Raw genomic sequence first — 15,242 nt, 5'->3', positions numbered from 1 at the left:
GGATATGGCGGCGGGCGCGACGGCGCGTTTTTCGGCGTCGGGGGGAGTGGCAGCGCTTCGCAGCGCAACTTCGACAGGGGCAGCCGAAGCATGCAGGGTTCCGGCTTCAACCGGCCAGCGGGCGGCGGCATGCGCGGCGGCGGTGGACGCGGTGGCAGGCGCTAGGGAGTGGACCATGAACGTTCATCCACGAGGTGTGCAAAAGTTGCTGACGCTGACGTTCGCGAACCTTGCGGCGGCGGTTGTGCTGTCGGTCGCGACGGTGCCCGCGGCGCACGCACAGAAGAACTTCAGTTCACCGGAGGCTGCGATGAACGCCTTTGGCGACGCCGTCATCAAGGATCGGGAGGACCAGTTACGCACGATTTTCGGCAACGACTTTCGGGAGCTGATCCCGCCCGTCGGCGCCCCGGTCAGGGATACCTTCATCGCCGAGTGGGCAAAGTCCCACACCATCGAGCCAGGGGAGGCCGGGCAGGCGCACATCGTCGTGGGCGACAACGGCTGGACGTTCCCGGTCCCGCTCGTCAAGCATGACCAGGGATGGCATTTCGATACGCGGGCGGGCGCCGAAGATGTGCGCTTGCGGCGCATTGGCCGCAACGAGCTGGCCGTCATCCAGACGATGATGGCGATCTTTGACGCACAACGCGAATACGCGCAGACCAATCACGGCGGTGTTGGTGTGCTCGCCTACGCCTCAAAGATGGTGAGCTCCCCAGGCAAGCACGACGGACTGTACTGGCCAACCGGGCCGGATGACACGCCAAGTCCGCTTGGCGCGGCCTTCGTCGATGCGAGTTCGCGCAATGCGCAGAACGCCGGCTACTACGGGTACCACTTCAAGCTGCTGGAGTCCCAGGGGCCCAACGCACCCGGTGGCGCCTATAACTACGTCGTGAAGGGCAAGCTGTTTGGAGGCTTCGCGGTCATCGCCTGGCCGGTGAAGTACGGCGAGACGGGGATCAAGACGTTCATGGTGAGCCATTCCGGCCAGGTCTATGAGCGCGATCTCGGGCCAGAGAGCGCAGCGAAAGCGCAAGCCACGAAATGGTTCGACCCGGGGCCGGGCTGGAGCAAGGTTCCCGATCGCGATAGCGAATGAGGCGGCCATCTGCAAAGTACGTCATGGAATCGGGTGACTACGGGGGGCAATCGACGATAGGGCTGCCCCTTGCGTTCCCATCTACGGCCGGTCACACCGCTGAACCGCTGGAACTCGCTGTTCGACAACCGTTTGGCGTTGAATTTGAGGCGGAGAGCCGGGCAAGTGCGGACCGACTGATGTGGTCTAGGTACGCTCTACTCGTTGTGAAACCTGTCATTCGCGACGTCGAAGGTCCGGACGACAGGAAAGTAACTCAAACTGCCTTATCAACCGCAACCCCTGAGTATCAGCACTGGCGGACGCGACAGTATGGTGAGGCGTCTGCGAACGGCCGGAAACTGATCGAAGCCGACACCTGAGCGTCAGGTCAACGACAACAACGAAGGACTCTTCATGGCCGTCACCGGCAGTTCAGCGGCACGTTGGGCGCGATTCGTAGTGCCTGATGTGCCTAGGCTTGCGCGTCTTGATGCACTGGCTCCGCCAGTCGCCACGCACTCCGGTGATGGGAAGCTTCAGCGGAGCCTACCTAGATCGGAGCAAGCATGGTCCCGCGGCAACGCCTGGCGCCGCAGCGACAGGTGTACTCGCTGGCTGATTCGCGTGCTTTCGCAGGGATCTCAAGCGCGTAGTCGATGAACAGTTCCTCGCCGGGCTGGATGTCCTTGAGCGCGTTGATGTAGACGCGGCCTGATTGCTCGATCGCCTCGCAGTTCGCCTTGCAAGCATGGTTGAGCCACCTTGCGCCGTTTCCGCCGCGGCCGCCATCTATGACGCGGCCGTTCGACAACCCGAAGAGGAAAGTATGCCCGGCGTCGGCGCGGCGCGCATAGGTGCGGGTCGCTTCCCGCCAGGTGGTGACGAGCCCCTTGTATTCAAAGATGCGCTCGCCGGCGCAAAGTGCCCGCAGGGCAAAGACGCCCTTTCCGTGGATGGGGGACTGCCGAACGGAGACGCGCTTCATGCCGGGAAAGTGAGAGGAAGGGAGGTCGGGAGTATAGCCGCAGAAACGGCCCCCAACATTTGGCAGCGGACTGTTATGGGTGTCGCGGTCATGGGCCGTCACATATGAACCACTTCTCGCTCACTTCCTCGTCGCAAAAGCGTCGGCGATCTGCCTCGTACGTTCGACCTCGTCCTTCTGCAAATTAGATCGAGGTGGTCGAGACCGAAGTCTGCCGCAGGGGGGGCGGGCACCGTAGTGAGTTCCGCGCCGTGCCCGGGCGCGTGCGTGGCATGCGTGTGGTGCGCCCGGTGCGGGCTCGCGCCGCCCAGCTTTTCCGCAAGCGGCGCTGGATTGGCCTCGCCTTGCTATTTCAGTTTGCGGCGTTCATTGCGGCGGGTGCCATGCGACGACCATCAGACCGCCGACAGGCGCCGCCTGTTTCTGTTCATGTATTCCAGCTCATGCCTTGGGTGGATGTGCGTGTTCCGCCGCGGGAAAGAACGCGTTCCACGCCGCCCGTACGCCTTGCGCGGCGGCGGCCTGCGCGTCCATGTGCTCGGTGTCCGGCGAGATCCCCGGATCCGCGCGTTCAGGCCGCGCCAGTGCGTGAATACGAGCACGGGCTGCTCGGTCCAATGCCCGTCGACGAACCGGCAGAACGCCGTCTCACCACTCGTGAGCTTGACTTCGTACCAGCCTTCCCGGGCCGGCGGAAATTGGTCCAATGGGAACCACCCGGTGGTATCGATTTCCATTTGCGCCCCCATTTTAAGCCGTCACATAGGGGAAGCAGCACGTGGCGTACCCGTTACAGACACGCGCCGGGCTGCAGCTCGGCGAAGCTTGCAACCCAGGCGGGGAGCCAAAGCAGGGCGGACGAAGCCGGACACACGAGGCTTGGTCTTCGCGCAGGAGATAGTCGCCAATTTTATGGCATGGCGGATTGGGTGATCAGGAATGCAGATATTTTATGCCTGCACAATGGTGATCAGCGTAACTCCCAAAAACGGGTACTTTCGCAGGTTTGGATAGCCCTATCTTCTCACTCGCCCTGGCCAAAGGGAGTTTCTTGCGGGCACCGGGGCAGTCTGCGGCCTTCCTTGCCCTGGACGTGGCGCCGACCGTATCGGGCGTTGGCGCGCGGAGGACTCTACCGGGCGATTATTGATGTGCCGTAGTTTGATATATAAATAGATGCCTTGTGATAAGAAAACTTATCATAAGGCCGGCGATGTCCGCCGATGCGAGCCCCGGCACGTGCCAGTCGATGACCGGTGATGCGGGGCTACGAGCGCTACACGACCTGCTTGAGATTGCATCGAAATCTGATCCGATACGGTTACATCCTTGAAAAGGTACGGGTGCTTGCTAACGCGCGAGGATCCGACCGGAGACCTGAAGAGGGTGCCTGTAGCGGACGCCTTGATCTTCAATCGATATGCATAGCTAAACTCTGGCGCTCGCCAGCCTCACTTTTTTCCGGGGCTTTGCTGAGACTGGAGCACACTGCGGATCGTGGTGATGCAGTTATTTTTCACTCGTATTTCGTTGATCGTCGCGAGAACTGATCCTCAACCGATGATCCTGAACACGTTCGGCATTTCGGTTGTCATCCGTGATGTTAAGAAAGGAGTTCGATAACCGCCTGTATGAGACACGCAATATTCACAATTTCGCGTCATCTGGTAAAACGCACCTGATCCAGGGGGTGATGTCCCGACCCATGCGCGCCGCATATAAGGCCGCAAACGGAATTTCACCGGGAGACGCCGATGAACGAGACAGAAACGACGCATACGCCGATACGGCGCCGGCTCCGGAATTTCGCAACAGGCGGTATGTTGCTGGCCTTGGCCGCATGTGGCGACAGCAACTCGAATCATCCCGGCGATCCGTTGCTCCAGTACGAGTGGTACGTGCAGAACGTCGGTCAGGACGTTTTCACGGGCGTCCCGGGCACACCGGGCATCGATCTCGACGTGATGGGAGCCTGGCACGAAGGCATTACCGGATCCGGCGTGAACGTGATGGTGGTCGATTCGGGCGTCGAAATCGCGCATCCCGATCTGAAAGTCAACATCAACAGTTCGATGCTGCACAATTTCGACACGACGGCGGCTAATCCGGACGATCCGACGCCCGCGCCTCCTGGGTCGGACATCGACGCGCACGGAACCGAGGTAGCCGGGATCATCGCCGCAGCGGCTGACAACGGTATCGGCGGACGCGGTGTGGCCTTCAATGCGGCGCTCGGCGCGGTGCGTTATCTGTGCGACGAAGGGTGCGGCACGGCGTTCAGCATGCTCAGCACCTATGGCGGCGCGCCGTACTCGGAGGCGGTCGACGTTTTCAACGCTTCCTACGGGCGCACGCCTGCCTTACCGGAGCAGTTCAGTATGGGCGGTTATGAGAGCTTCGCGCTCCAGCATCTCGAAACGATGCGCAATGGTCTCGGCGCACTGATCGTTCAGTCGGCGGGTAACGATTTTCTGAACGACGCCTCCAAGCCAGCCGCACTGTGTACGAACGCAAACGCGCACGACGTAACGTGCTTCAACGCGAACAGCGACCCGCAAACGGCCATGCCCGAGGTCGTCACGGTGGCCGCCGTGAACGCGTCCGGGGTGCATTCGAGCTATTCGAGTGCGGGCTCCAACATTCTCGTCGCGGGGCTCGGCGGCGAGTTCGGGCTCGCGGCGAGCCTGCCACGTTTTCCCGCAGGCCCTGCGCTTCTCACGACCGATCTGACCGGTTGCTCACAAGGCGCTGCGAGTACCGGCACCGTGAACCCCTATTCGAATCCATTCAATGTGCCAGGTTCCACGATCAACGGGGAGCTTAACGCTGATTGTGACTACACCGCGACCATGAACGGCACATCCGCTGCCGCGCCGACAGTGAGCGCCGTGGTTGCGCTGATGCTGCAGGTCAATCCGCAGCTCACATGGCGCGATATCCGCACGATCCTCATGAAGACAGCACGGCGGATCGATGCCGACCGCGTGCCGACTACAGTCGAGCCGGCTTCCGGCCAGCAGTACGTGCCTGAGCCCGCGTGGACGCAGAATGCTGCCGGCTACTGGTTCGACAACCGCTATGGCTTCGGTCTTGTCGATGCGGCGGCCGCCGTCAACATGGCTCGCGGGTACGGTCCTGCGCTGAGAGGCTCGATGCTTGCCGACACCGCCGAGGTCGATCCGAGTGCTGACGGTACGGGCGAGTCCGTGCCTCAATCCAGCACGACAGGCCTCGAAGTGGATCTCGCCGTGGGCGGCGCTGTAAAGAGTGTCGAATTCGTGCAGGTCATGATCGACATGCCCTCGGCGAATCCCAGCGATCTCGCGATCGAGCTGGTCTCGCCCTCGGGCACACGCAGCGTGCTGCAGAACGCGTATAACGGCTTCCTCAACACGTCTGTCGAGGTGGGGGACTGGCTGCTCGCCTCGAATGCATTCAACGGCGAATCCGCCCAGGGCACATGGAAGTTGCGCTTCATTGACGTCGATACGCGCCTGGGCGACCCGATGCTCGCCCAGAGCGTGCGCATCGCCGTGCAGGGCCCCTGAGCGACCGGGAGAAACAATGAGCACGATCTTCACACGACTTCTCATTGCGGGTGGCGCACTGCTGCTATGCGCCGCACTCGCGCAGGCCCAGGATGTGGCGCTCAGGCAGGGCATGCAGGCGAGCGCCGCGCAGGTGCAGTCGCTCGCGCGCACGCCGCCGGTGGTCATCGGTACGCGCAGTGTCTGGCCCATACCCAGCGCTCCGGCGCTCGATGAGGATGGTAAGGTCCGGCAGAACGCCACACTCGTGATCCGCTCGAGCGACCGGCTGGTTGGCCTGAGCTCGAACGATCTCGTCGTGATCTATGCGGACACGGCTGCGGTGAGCGCGGCAGCGAGCGGCCTTGTGCAGCAGGTAAGTGCCTTTCCGCGAATGGGTATGACTGTGTTGCACGTCAGTACGTTTGGTCAGCTTCAGCCTCTGTATCAGACGCTCGTGGCGAAGTTTCCCGCCGCGCACTTCGATCTGCCGGTGCGCTATGCGATGCAGCGTGCCCGGTAACCGTGCCAGGCATGCTCGGTGGCCTCCCCGCGATGCGTTTGTCCACGAAGAACTCAATCTGTGCCGACGGCGAAGCTAAAGCACGGCGAAGCACAGGGAGAAAGGCATGACTGATGCCTGCCCCGACGCAGCCGTCGACCCCGTTCACGTCAATCACTGGAGCCGTCATCCGCTGCTTGTCGGCCTGATCGGTTTCGTGTTGACTGCGATCGTCGGGACGACGATTACGTTTCTTTATAACCGGCTCAACGCGGACCGGGAGCACGCCGGCGCGCGTCTTGCCGCGCGACGCGCAGCAATCATGGAAACGCATCGCGCGCTGTTCGAATACCAGGGGACGGTCCTCCACCTGGAAACGGAAATCAACCTCAGGATGCCGAATGACGCCTTGCTGGAAGCATTCAAACTGTACCAGGGGGCTGCTGCACGCGCCTATGCGGCGATTCCGGGTGCCGAATACGTACTCTACCAACAGGGAGGCGGAATTGGCACCGAAGTCGCCAGTCGTAACGTCGCACAGAGCATGGTGGACTTCGAGAGCGCAGTCACCGACGTCGTTGATAACCGGCTCATGCCGCTCCTGAAGTACACGGATTCTTGCGTGTCGTCGCGTTATGCGAATCTGATCGCGAAAGGAACTGCTGCGGCGTCGGACGATTGTGGCGATCGGGCCGAGCTGGAAGCGGCGTATCCACGCATGCCTCGCAATCTCACTGACCGACTGCAAGCCTATGGGGAGTGCTCGGAAGCCTTCACCTCGATCATGATTGCATTGGGGACCGATCCCGATGAGACACTATGGAGCGCGGGGTCACGGAGGCTGTTCCGGATGAGAGGCTTCCATTCTCAACCGGAATTGATAAGTTCCTGCCCACAACGCCACGGCGATTTTTCTAACCATGCCTGGACCTTCAATGGATGACAGACTTATTCTCGTCTACGCCTGCCGCGCCAGCCACTGTTTTGCAGAGACTTTCCCTCGATTAATCCGCTCACGCGGTTATCTTTTCTCGGTTGTCAGAATCGCGTTCTTTCGGTCCGTGAGTTATCTTAATGTTCGAAAATGTCTTCAATAAATGCTTGTATTGTGCAATTTAAAAGCGCATTTTCGCGTCCTTTGATAAAACGTTTTCATTCAACCTCTGACTTCGTCGACCAACGATCGCGTCAAACCGCGTCCGTTGCCGATCCGGTTCCCCGTTGTGTGCTTTCGGGAGACGGGGCGCGGATGACAAGACGGTGCGTTCCGGAGGACCGTCGTGCCAGCATTGACGGGAATTCACGGCAACGGCGGCCTCGCGGATTTCAGCGCCCAGCAATTGTCAGGTGTCCGACCGGCACGTGTTAGAGATGGCGGAAGCGTTGAATGGGTCGCAAAGGTCTTGCCGACCTGTAAGTCGATGAGATTAAGGTAGGTCGATGTAGCGGAAAAAACGTATCGATTGCGCTGGGGGGAATCTGCTTCAGTGGCCTTGAACGGAGCGCATGTATGGACATCGTGAATCGACTCATGAAGGTTCTGGACGACGCTGCACGGAGGCAGAAACTAGTTTCGTATCGTCGCTTTCATTCATGTTTTCCGAAGGACAGTACGTTAGGATACAGATACATGCTACTCGGGCAGGCGGTGACGAGGCTTGCGGATCCGCGGCGGCACGACTATGGCGCGGTGCTCACGCTGGACAACGGCCTGCCGGGAGATGAATTCTTCGTTCGCTTCAGGAGCTTGAGGCGCGCCGAATATGAAGCCATCATGGGCGTCGGGACATGTGGGCGCTCAGTGACGAAGCGTCGCGCACTAATCGAGGCAGAACGACGCCGGGTGTTTGACCATGCTGGCCAGCGGGCTCGCGGAGGATTCGGGTCAACGGACTTGGCGCTTGCTGAATCTCGCCTTGGGGACGATTGGCACAGTGTGCTCGCCGATCCTCTGAAGTCTGCGCTGCACCAGGAGTACTTCAGGAGAAGGTGGGCGGAATCAGGAGCGTGATGCTGAAGGGCGGTCAAGTAACGTCTCTCATGACCGCACGATTTGCATCGAACGCTTTGTTGCGGTTCCGACATATGTCGAGCCTGGCGCGCGCGCCTGCATCGAATTCGCGCCGGGCGGAATTCCGCATCCTGATCCTCATAGCCGCGCTACATTCGTCTGCGGCGGCCCATCGCTGTGGGAGTGACGCCCCGATTTGCAAGGCGCCATGGACAGTCAGAACACGTACCTCGCGCCGCCATTGACAAGCCATCCGCGGAATCCGCCGTTGCCGATTTGCTGCTGGTACGACACGCGGCCGTAGAGCGAGAGATTCGCCGTATAGGTGCCGCTGACCCCAAGTGAGTACTGCAGCGCGTCGCCCATCTTGCCGCTCGTGAACTGCACGTCGCTGATCTGCACGCTGGTGCCGTTCGTGAACGCGTGCAGCACGTCGATCTCCGCATACGGTGTGACGCGCCCGGCGCTCACGTCAAAGGGGCGTGTCACGCGCAGACCCAGGCGCCCCGTAAGCTGGTTCTGCGAGCCGATACTGACGTCGAGATTATCGACGTCCATCGAGTTATGGAAGCCCAGATGCTGGCCGACAAGCTGGATCTGCGGCTCGATGTTGATACGGTACGGCAGCGTGAACGGATAGCCGGCTTCCACCGACGCCGCGTAGCTATTCCCCTGAAGCTTCATGGTCTGGCCTCGCGCTGCCGTGTCGACATCGCCGTTGAACCAGCCGACCGAGAGGATGCCGTCGAAGTACCAGCCCTGGCGGCTCTGATAGGTGCCGTAGCCGGACAACCGGTAAGTGTTCGAGCGGCTGCTGCTCGGACCATCGACAGCCTCGGGCTCGAAATGCAGCCAGCCCACCGAGCCCGCCAGCCCGAAGCGCCACAGACCATTGTCGTTGCGGAACTTGAATGCATTCGCACCGAACTGGATCGCGCTGTAATCGCCGGACATGTTGTAGCCGAACTGCTGGAAACCAATGTTCGACGAATAATTGAAGTCGCCCCCATACACGCGGAAGAACATTTCAGAGGGGCCACCGTCACGACCGAGATCGCCGTCGTCGCGGATCTCACGGAGGCGGCGATGTAACGAGTCCATGTCGATCAGACCTGCGTAGAGAAACGCGGCGGGCGCACTCAGGTACGCGGCTACCTGCGGGGCCACGGCTGGGCGTGCATTGGGCGGGATCTGCACTTCCTCCTCGGGCGCTGGATTGGGTGGTGTTGGACCGGGCGGCAACGGACCCGGCCCTGGCTCGACAGGATCGACTGGCCCTTCCGGTGTCACATAAACGCTCTGCAGGCGATAGTCCCAATGCCCGCCTCCGCCGCCGACTAGCTGCTGCGTGTCATCGGCCCCGCCGTGCGACGACTGCGGGCCATAGGCATAGAGCGCGTATTCGTAGGGGCTCTCCGGCGCGACGACATAACCGCCTGCGAGCCGGAACGCGCCCTGCGTCGAGGTGCCCGCGACCTGCACGATCGAGATGCCCTCGTGGGGGCCGATCACGCCGGTCGGCGCCGTGAGGCCACCCGGGCTGCTCGCGACCGGCTTCACGTCGACATAAGTGACACCCGATGCATTGCCCGCGATGAGCAGACGGTCCGTGGACTGAGCGCTCAACGATCCGCCCGCGTTGAGCCACGTGTTCACGGCGACCGTGCCCTGCGCGCCGCTGTAGTTGCCGGCGACGTTGACCACGCGATACGAGGACGCGGAAGTCGGCGCCGTGCGAAGCCCTGGAGATGCCTGAAAGTCGATCAGGCTGTTCGCGTTCGCCAGCGTCGTGACCTTGGAGTCGCCGGTCACGTTCCAGCGGCTCGAATTCGTGAGGTTCAGCGTGGTCGTGCTGCCCGTGTCGGTCAGTACGACGCCGTTTAGCGTCGAGCTGTCTGCGTTGACGGTGAGCGTCGAGGGGAGAGCGGCCGTCGTCGCGTCGAGCGCTGCGCTCGCACCCGTGACCGTGGATCCCGTGAGCGCGACGTTGGCGATGCCACCCGCGACGAGGATGCCCGCGCCCTTATCGGACTGTACCGTCGTGTTGGTGAGCGTGACGTTTTCCTCGGGCTCTCCCGCGTGCACGATCGGACTCGCGGCAGCAAGCGTCACACCCGGCGTTGCGGATGGCGTGTCGGCGGCGGAGGTTCCGTCAACTGCCGCATCGCCGAGAGGCGCCGCCACGGCTGCCGTCGCGGTGCCTGAAAGGTAGACGCCGTTGCTGTTGTCGCCCGTCGTGTGCAGCGATGCGCCGGTGGCGCTCAGCGTGCCGCCGTTGGTGACGCGCACCGCGTGCGAACCGCTGCCGCTCGTCGCCACGCTCATGCCCGCGCCGTTTGAATCGCGTGCGAGTGTCGCGCTCGACAGCCCGTCGACGAGCACGCCAGCCGCGTTCGCCCCGGTCGTGGACACGCTGCCGCCATAGGCATGCAGGATGCCCGTGGCCCAGACGTAGTAGCCGGTACCGCCGGCGCCCGTGGTCCTGATCGTGACATCGGTAGCGCTCGCGCTCGCGCTGAGGCCGCCGACGAGCAGACCATAGGCGTTGCTGCCCGCGCTGCTGATCGAGGTGCCGCTCAGCGCAGCCTGCACGGTGTTGGCGAACCACGTCGCATACGCGCTTGCCCCGGTCGTCGACACGCTGCCGCCCTGCATCGTCACAGTCGCGTCCGTGGTGCCATAGACACCGTAACTCTGGCTACCGGTCGTGGAAATCTGATCGTTAGTGAGCGTTGCGCTTGAGCCCGCGCCCGTGACATAGACACCGCGCGCAGAGGTACCGTGCGTCTCGACGCTCATGCCGTCTATCGTGGCCGTGGCGCCCCCCGTGAGCCAGATACCGTGGGCGGCCGAACCCGTGGTCTTGATCGAACCGCCCTGCACGGTAAGCGTGGACGCCGTGTCGTAGATGCCGTGCGCGTTGTCGCCCAAGGTTGAGAACTGCGCGTTTGTGAGCGTCGCTTTCGAGACACCGCTCTCGTAAAGCCCGATACCGAATGCGCCGGTTGTGGTGAAAAGCGTGCCGTTCGCGGTGAGCGTCGAAGCGTTGTAGATGTATGCGGTGTAGGCATTTGGGGCGACGGTCGACACTGAGCCGTTGGTGAGATTGATTGTCGAGGCCGACGAGACGATGCCATACGTCGACGTTCCCAGCGCACGCACATCGGTGTTGATGAGGTTGATCGTCGGGCCGACTGTGCCGCTATAGGGAAAAGCGCGCACACCGTACGCGTTGGTGAAGCCGCTCGATGTGGTGATCGAGGAATCACGCAGTGTGATGACCGGCGCGCCCGCCGTTGTTCCATAGGCACGTATGCCGTCGGCACTCTCTCCGGCTGTCGTGATGTAGAGGTCGGTGGCGTCTAGCGTAGTCGGAATCGCCTGCGACCCGGAAAACGGCGCGTAAATGCCGAAGACGCTGAGTCCATCGGTCGAGACGTACGTGCCGTATCCGTGACTGCTTCCATTGACTGTGAGGGTGCCGCTCGAGACATAGAGTCCGTCATTCGGTGCCCATTTGCATAGTGCGAATAGATCTGGATGTTGCCCGGCGTAGACCCCGCATCCGGTGCGATTACCGCAGAACCGTTCGTCTCGACAGAAACGCCGGCGCCGCCGAGTTGTGACGGATACGGCAACTGAGGGTTGATCGTTGTTGAGCCAACGATCAGGCCACTGATGTTATTGAACTTCTGCGAATAATCGTAGTTGCCGGGGCCGATCACGATGTCGTATTGCGCATAAGCTGGCGCCGTGGCACACAGCGCGAGCCATGCGCTGATTGAGGCCGGGATGGCGCGTAACCGCCAGGCGCGGCGTAGACACAGGACCGGTCGCGGCCCGGAACGATCAGCATGTGGCGAGGAGTGCTGCATAAAATATAAGTAGCCGCTCTCACGCATCACGAGCTCCATGAGGGATGGAAGGAAGTGACCGCTGCCGCAAGGCAGACTCGCCAGGGGCAGGCAGAGCCGCGTCGTTACGCGAAATGCGCAACGGCCAGTGCCCCTTGAGTGCTTTCCGCAAAGCAAAAAAATACGCAATTGGTCCAGATCTGCAACGTTCGCAGATTAGAAGAAATATTGAGAAAGGGTACGGAAGGTGCTCGAAAGCAGAGTGCCCTGGACCACATCGAGGGATGTCGTGCCGGAACGTTGCACGAGCATCCGATGCGAAATGAATACACCGACACACGGACCCCCGGCGGCATACAAGTTGTCGCCTCTGAACTTTCTTATCAAGAAGAGTCAGAGGTGCAAGTTGAAGGCGAAACAAACGTATTCTGTCGAGTTCAAGGAGCAGGCACTGTCGAAGGTTCTGCAGCGCGGGAGCCGAACGGTTAGCGCGGTGGCTGACGAATTGAACATGAACGTACTGACATTGAGGAATTGGATGAGAGGTCCCGCCGCCGTGAACCGGAGTTCGAGTTCTGGACACGCAAGACGCCCGGAAGACTGGTCGCTGGAAGAGCGCCTGATGGCCTTGCAGGAGAGTCACGGCTTGGTCGACGAAGCATTGAACGGCTGGTGTCGGGAGCGCGGCCTGTTCGCGCATCATCTCGCGCAGTGGCGCGCGGATTTTTGCGCCGGCGGCGCAGCCGCTGGCCGGCGTGAGAGCGCCCAGGAAGTACGGGATCTGAAGCAGGCCAATGTGCAACTGCAGCGTGAGCTCAAGCGCAAGGAGCAGGCGCTTGCCGAAGCTGCGGCGCTACTGGTGCTACAAAAAAAGTACCGTGCGCTCCTCGGGGACGAGGCCGAATGACGGTCCCTGAAGAGCGCAAGGCATTGATCGGCCTCGTCAACGAGGCGACCCTGGCCGGGGCTCGCCAGGCGCACGCGTGCAAGATTCTGGGGCCCAGCGCGCGGACGGTTCAGCGCTGGCAGCGGGGCGAACCTGACGCGGTGGACGGGCGCTCGTTACGGCACCACGAGCCGCGCCACAAGCTCTCTGCCGAGGAACGCGCCGAGCTTCTGGCGGTCGCGAACTCGGCCGAATTCGGTCATCTGCTGCCAAGCCAGATCGTACCGCGACTGGCAGACCAGCAACGCTATATCGCCTCGGAATCGACGTTCTATCGGGTATTGAAGACCGAGAAGCAACTCGCGCATCGGCGCAGCGAACGGCCAGCCCACGCACGCAGCAAACCCCGCTCGGTTTGCGCCGACGCGCCGAACCAGTTGTACAGCTGGGACATCACGTACCTGCCGACGACGGTTCGTGGGCAATATTTCTACCTATATCTGTTTCTGGACGTCTTCAGCCTCAAGATAGTCGGCTGGCAGGTCTATGCGGAGGAAAGCAGCGTACTGGCCAGCGAAGTCCTCACGGACCTCTGCGCGCGCGAAGCGATACGACCCAACCAGGTGATTCTGCATTCGGATAACGGTGGCCCGATGAAAGGCGCGGATGCTCGCCACCCTCCAGGCGCTGGGCGTCATGCCGTCGTTGAGTCGCCCGGGCGTGAGCAACGACAACCCGTATTGCGAGTCGCTGTTCAAGACTTTGAAGTACCGGCCTGCGTACCCACTCAAGGCGTTCGATATCCTGCTCGCCGCGCGCACCTGGGTGGGCGCGCTGGTGCGCTGGTACAACGATGAACATCGCCACAGCGCGATCCAGTTCGTTACGCCAGCACAGCGCCATGCCAACCTCGACCAGGACATTCTGGGTCGACGGGCGGCGCTTTACGAGACTGCACGGCAGCGCAATCCACTGCGATGGAAAGGCCCCACCCGCAACTGGCAGCGCGTACATGCTGTGCACCTGAACCCGGATCGAAGCGACAACGAGTACGTCGCCCCGGAACGCCGTAACCAGGAGAGAAAGGTCGCCTGAAATTTAATCGTTGAGGCGACAACTTGAAAATTTCCGTACCCGGACGAAATCCATACGCTAACCGATTACGTGAGCCGCACAGCGCGCATAAGAGCCATTCTCACCGACCACATCCAGGCGCTTCTCGCGACGGGTATATCCGTGGCTCTGGACTTTCCATTCAATACGGCCGGCGCACGTGCGTGGGGCACGTCACTATTTCAGACGGTTGGCTGCGAGCATCGACTTCATTATCTCGATGTGAGCGACGAGACCTGCAAATCTCGATTGAGGGCGAGGAACGTGTCAGGCCAACATCCTTTCCACACATCGGAAGAGCAATTCGATCAGTAACCAGTTATTTTGTGCCGCCTGCATACAGCGAAGGTTTCAACCTTATTGTCTATGACGAGACTGGGAAGGTCCGCTATCAGGCGGCCTCATGACCTTCGAGTGCCCGGTTGGAGGACTACCCATGCCGCTCTACCAGGGCCGGGGGCGGCGAAGTAGCAAGCGCCATCCTGGAGATCTTGCCGTCGTTCTCAATTTCGACAAAACCGATTCTTCTGTACCAGTCATACGCAACCCGGTTGCACACCAGGACATTCAAGTACAGCGGCTTTTGTAAGAGACTGGACAGCGACATCAACTTGGCCAGCGCCGCACTGCCAATCGACCTGTTTTGCATCCCGGGCACGATACAAAACATCCTCAGCCATACAAGATCCGGTTCGACTTCCCAGTGCACAAACCCGCATCGGTTGCCTTCCCGCATGACTATCTGACAAGAGCCCTGGCGAAGGCTTTTCGCAAACCCCGCTCGTTGCACGTTCTCGTCCCAACCGTACGCTACGGCAACGAAGCCCCTCATCGTTCGCTGGTACGTGTCAAATAGCCATTCCGAGTCTCCGGATACGGCCTGTCGAAAATCTAGATCCATAACAACAGCCACTCGCGACAAGGAAGTCTTCGTCAGAGTACCGGATGCAAGGGATCGCAATCAACTCGTCGGGACCGACGTCCGCCGACTTTTGCGCAATGCATTGGCGCTTGTTGACGGCGTTCTTGAACGTATGCGATCCACGAACGACGCCCTTCAGAGTATGGTAGCGGAGCGCGTGAGGTGTGATAGTGATGCGGGTCAGCGGAGGTCCGCCGGCATTTTCCAGGGAAGCAACGCGTCGTAGTCGTCGACGGTTTTCGCCAGAGGCAGGTGTTGGAACAGCCAGGTGAGGTACCGGTAGGGATCGATGCTGTTTGCCTTGCAGGTCTCGACGAGCGTATAGAGATTGGCGCTCGCGTTCGCGCCTTCGACG

9 protein-coding genes and 2 pseudogenes are annotated in these 15,242 nt (G+C 61.3%); 6 read left to right on the top strand and 5 right to left on the bottom strand.

Annotated features, from left to right (window positions below; translation table 11 throughout):
- Positions 1-175: 175 nt before the first annotated feature.
- Positions 176-1,105, top strand: a complete 930-nt coding sequence (locus M3I54_RS41065) for a DUF2950 domain-containing protein (protein ID WP_254345846.1) — start codon at positions 176-178, stop codon at positions 1,103-1,105.
- Between the two features lie 532 nt (positions 1,106-1,637).
- Here M3I54_RS41065 and M3I54_RS41060 read toward each other — a convergent pair.
- A complete protein-coding gene (locus M3I54_RS41060; RefSeq protein WP_254345844.1) occupies positions 1,638-2,072 on the bottom strand; it encodes an SET domain-containing protein in 435 nt (144 codons plus the stop codon).
- A 441-nt stretch (positions 2,073-2,513) separates the two neighbouring features.
- Positions 2,514-2,809: pseudogene (locus M3I54_RS41050) on the bottom strand (hypothetical protein).
- A 1,017-nt stretch (positions 2,810-3,826) separates the two neighbouring features.
- On the opposite strand from M3I54_RS41050, the gene M3I54_RS45020 reads away from it, so the two are divergent.
- From M3I54_RS45020 to M3I54_RS41030, 3 genes are all read left to right on the top strand, one after another.
- On the top strand, positions 3,827-5,620 hold the full coding sequence (locus M3I54_RS45020; protein ID WP_302059347.1) for a S8 family serine peptidase: 1,794 nt from the start codon (positions 3,827-3,829) through the stop codon (positions 5,618-5,620).
- 16 nt (positions 5,621-5,636) lie between these two features.
- Positions 5,637-6,122 (top strand): hypothetical protein, encoded by a 486-nt coding sequence (locus M3I54_RS41035; protein ID WP_254345842.1) that lies wholly within the window; start codon positions 5,637-5,639, stop codon positions 6,120-6,122.
- 106 nt (positions 6,123-6,228) lie between these two features.
- The gene (locus M3I54_RS41030; RefSeq protein WP_254345840.1) at positions 6,229-7,044 is read left to right on the top strand and encodes a hypothetical protein; all 816 of its coding nucleotides are present in this window, start codon (positions 6,229-6,231) and stop codon (positions 7,042-7,044) included.
- Positions 7,045-8,328: 1,284 nt separating this feature from the next.
- Here the strand turns inward: M3I54_RS41030 and M3I54_RS41025 are convergent.
- Positions 8,329-11,334 carry an autotransporter outer membrane beta-barrel domain-containing protein gene (locus M3I54_RS41025; protein ID WP_254345837.1) on the bottom strand — a complete coding sequence of 1,002 codons (3,006 nt, stop codon included), beginning with the start codon at positions 11,332-11,334 and terminating at the stop codon, positions 8,329-8,331.
- Between the two features lie 1,038 nt (positions 11,335-12,372).
- Here M3I54_RS41025 and M3I54_RS41020 point away from each other — a divergent pair.
- A pseudogene (locus M3I54_RS41020) lies at positions 12,373-13,947 on the top strand (IS3 family transposase).
- Positions 13,948-14,016: 69 nt separating this feature from the next.
- Positions 14,017-14,280, top strand: coding sequence for an AAA family ATPase (locus M3I54_RS45575; RefSeq protein ID WP_375542305.1), 264 nt, complete (start codon positions 14,017-14,019; stop codon positions 14,278-14,280).
- 115 nt (positions 14,281-14,395) lie between these two features.
- Here the strand turns inward: M3I54_RS45575 and M3I54_RS41015 are convergent, their stop codons facing one another.
- Together M3I54_RS41015 and M3I54_RS41010 are read right to left on the bottom strand one after the other, a co-directional pair.
- The gene (locus M3I54_RS41015; protein ID WP_302059346.1) at positions 14,396-14,797 is read right to left on the bottom strand and encodes a GNAT family N-acetyltransferase; all 402 of its coding nucleotides are present in this window, start codon (positions 14,795-14,797) and stop codon (positions 14,396-14,398) included.
- A 270-nt stretch (positions 14,798-15,067) separates the two neighbouring features.
- On the bottom strand, positions 15,068-15,242 hold a 175-nt coding region (locus M3I54_RS41010), incomplete at its 5' end, for a transposase domain-containing protein (protein ID WP_254345848.1).

The organism is Paraburkholderia sp. CNPSo 3274 (genome assembly GCF_024206475.1).
GTDB lineage: Bacteria > Pseudomonadota > Gammaproteobacteria > Burkholderiales > Burkholderiaceae > Paraburkholderia.
The sequence above is the reverse complement of the archived record's forward strand: the minus strand, read 5'-3'. Positions and strand labels throughout refer to the sequence as shown.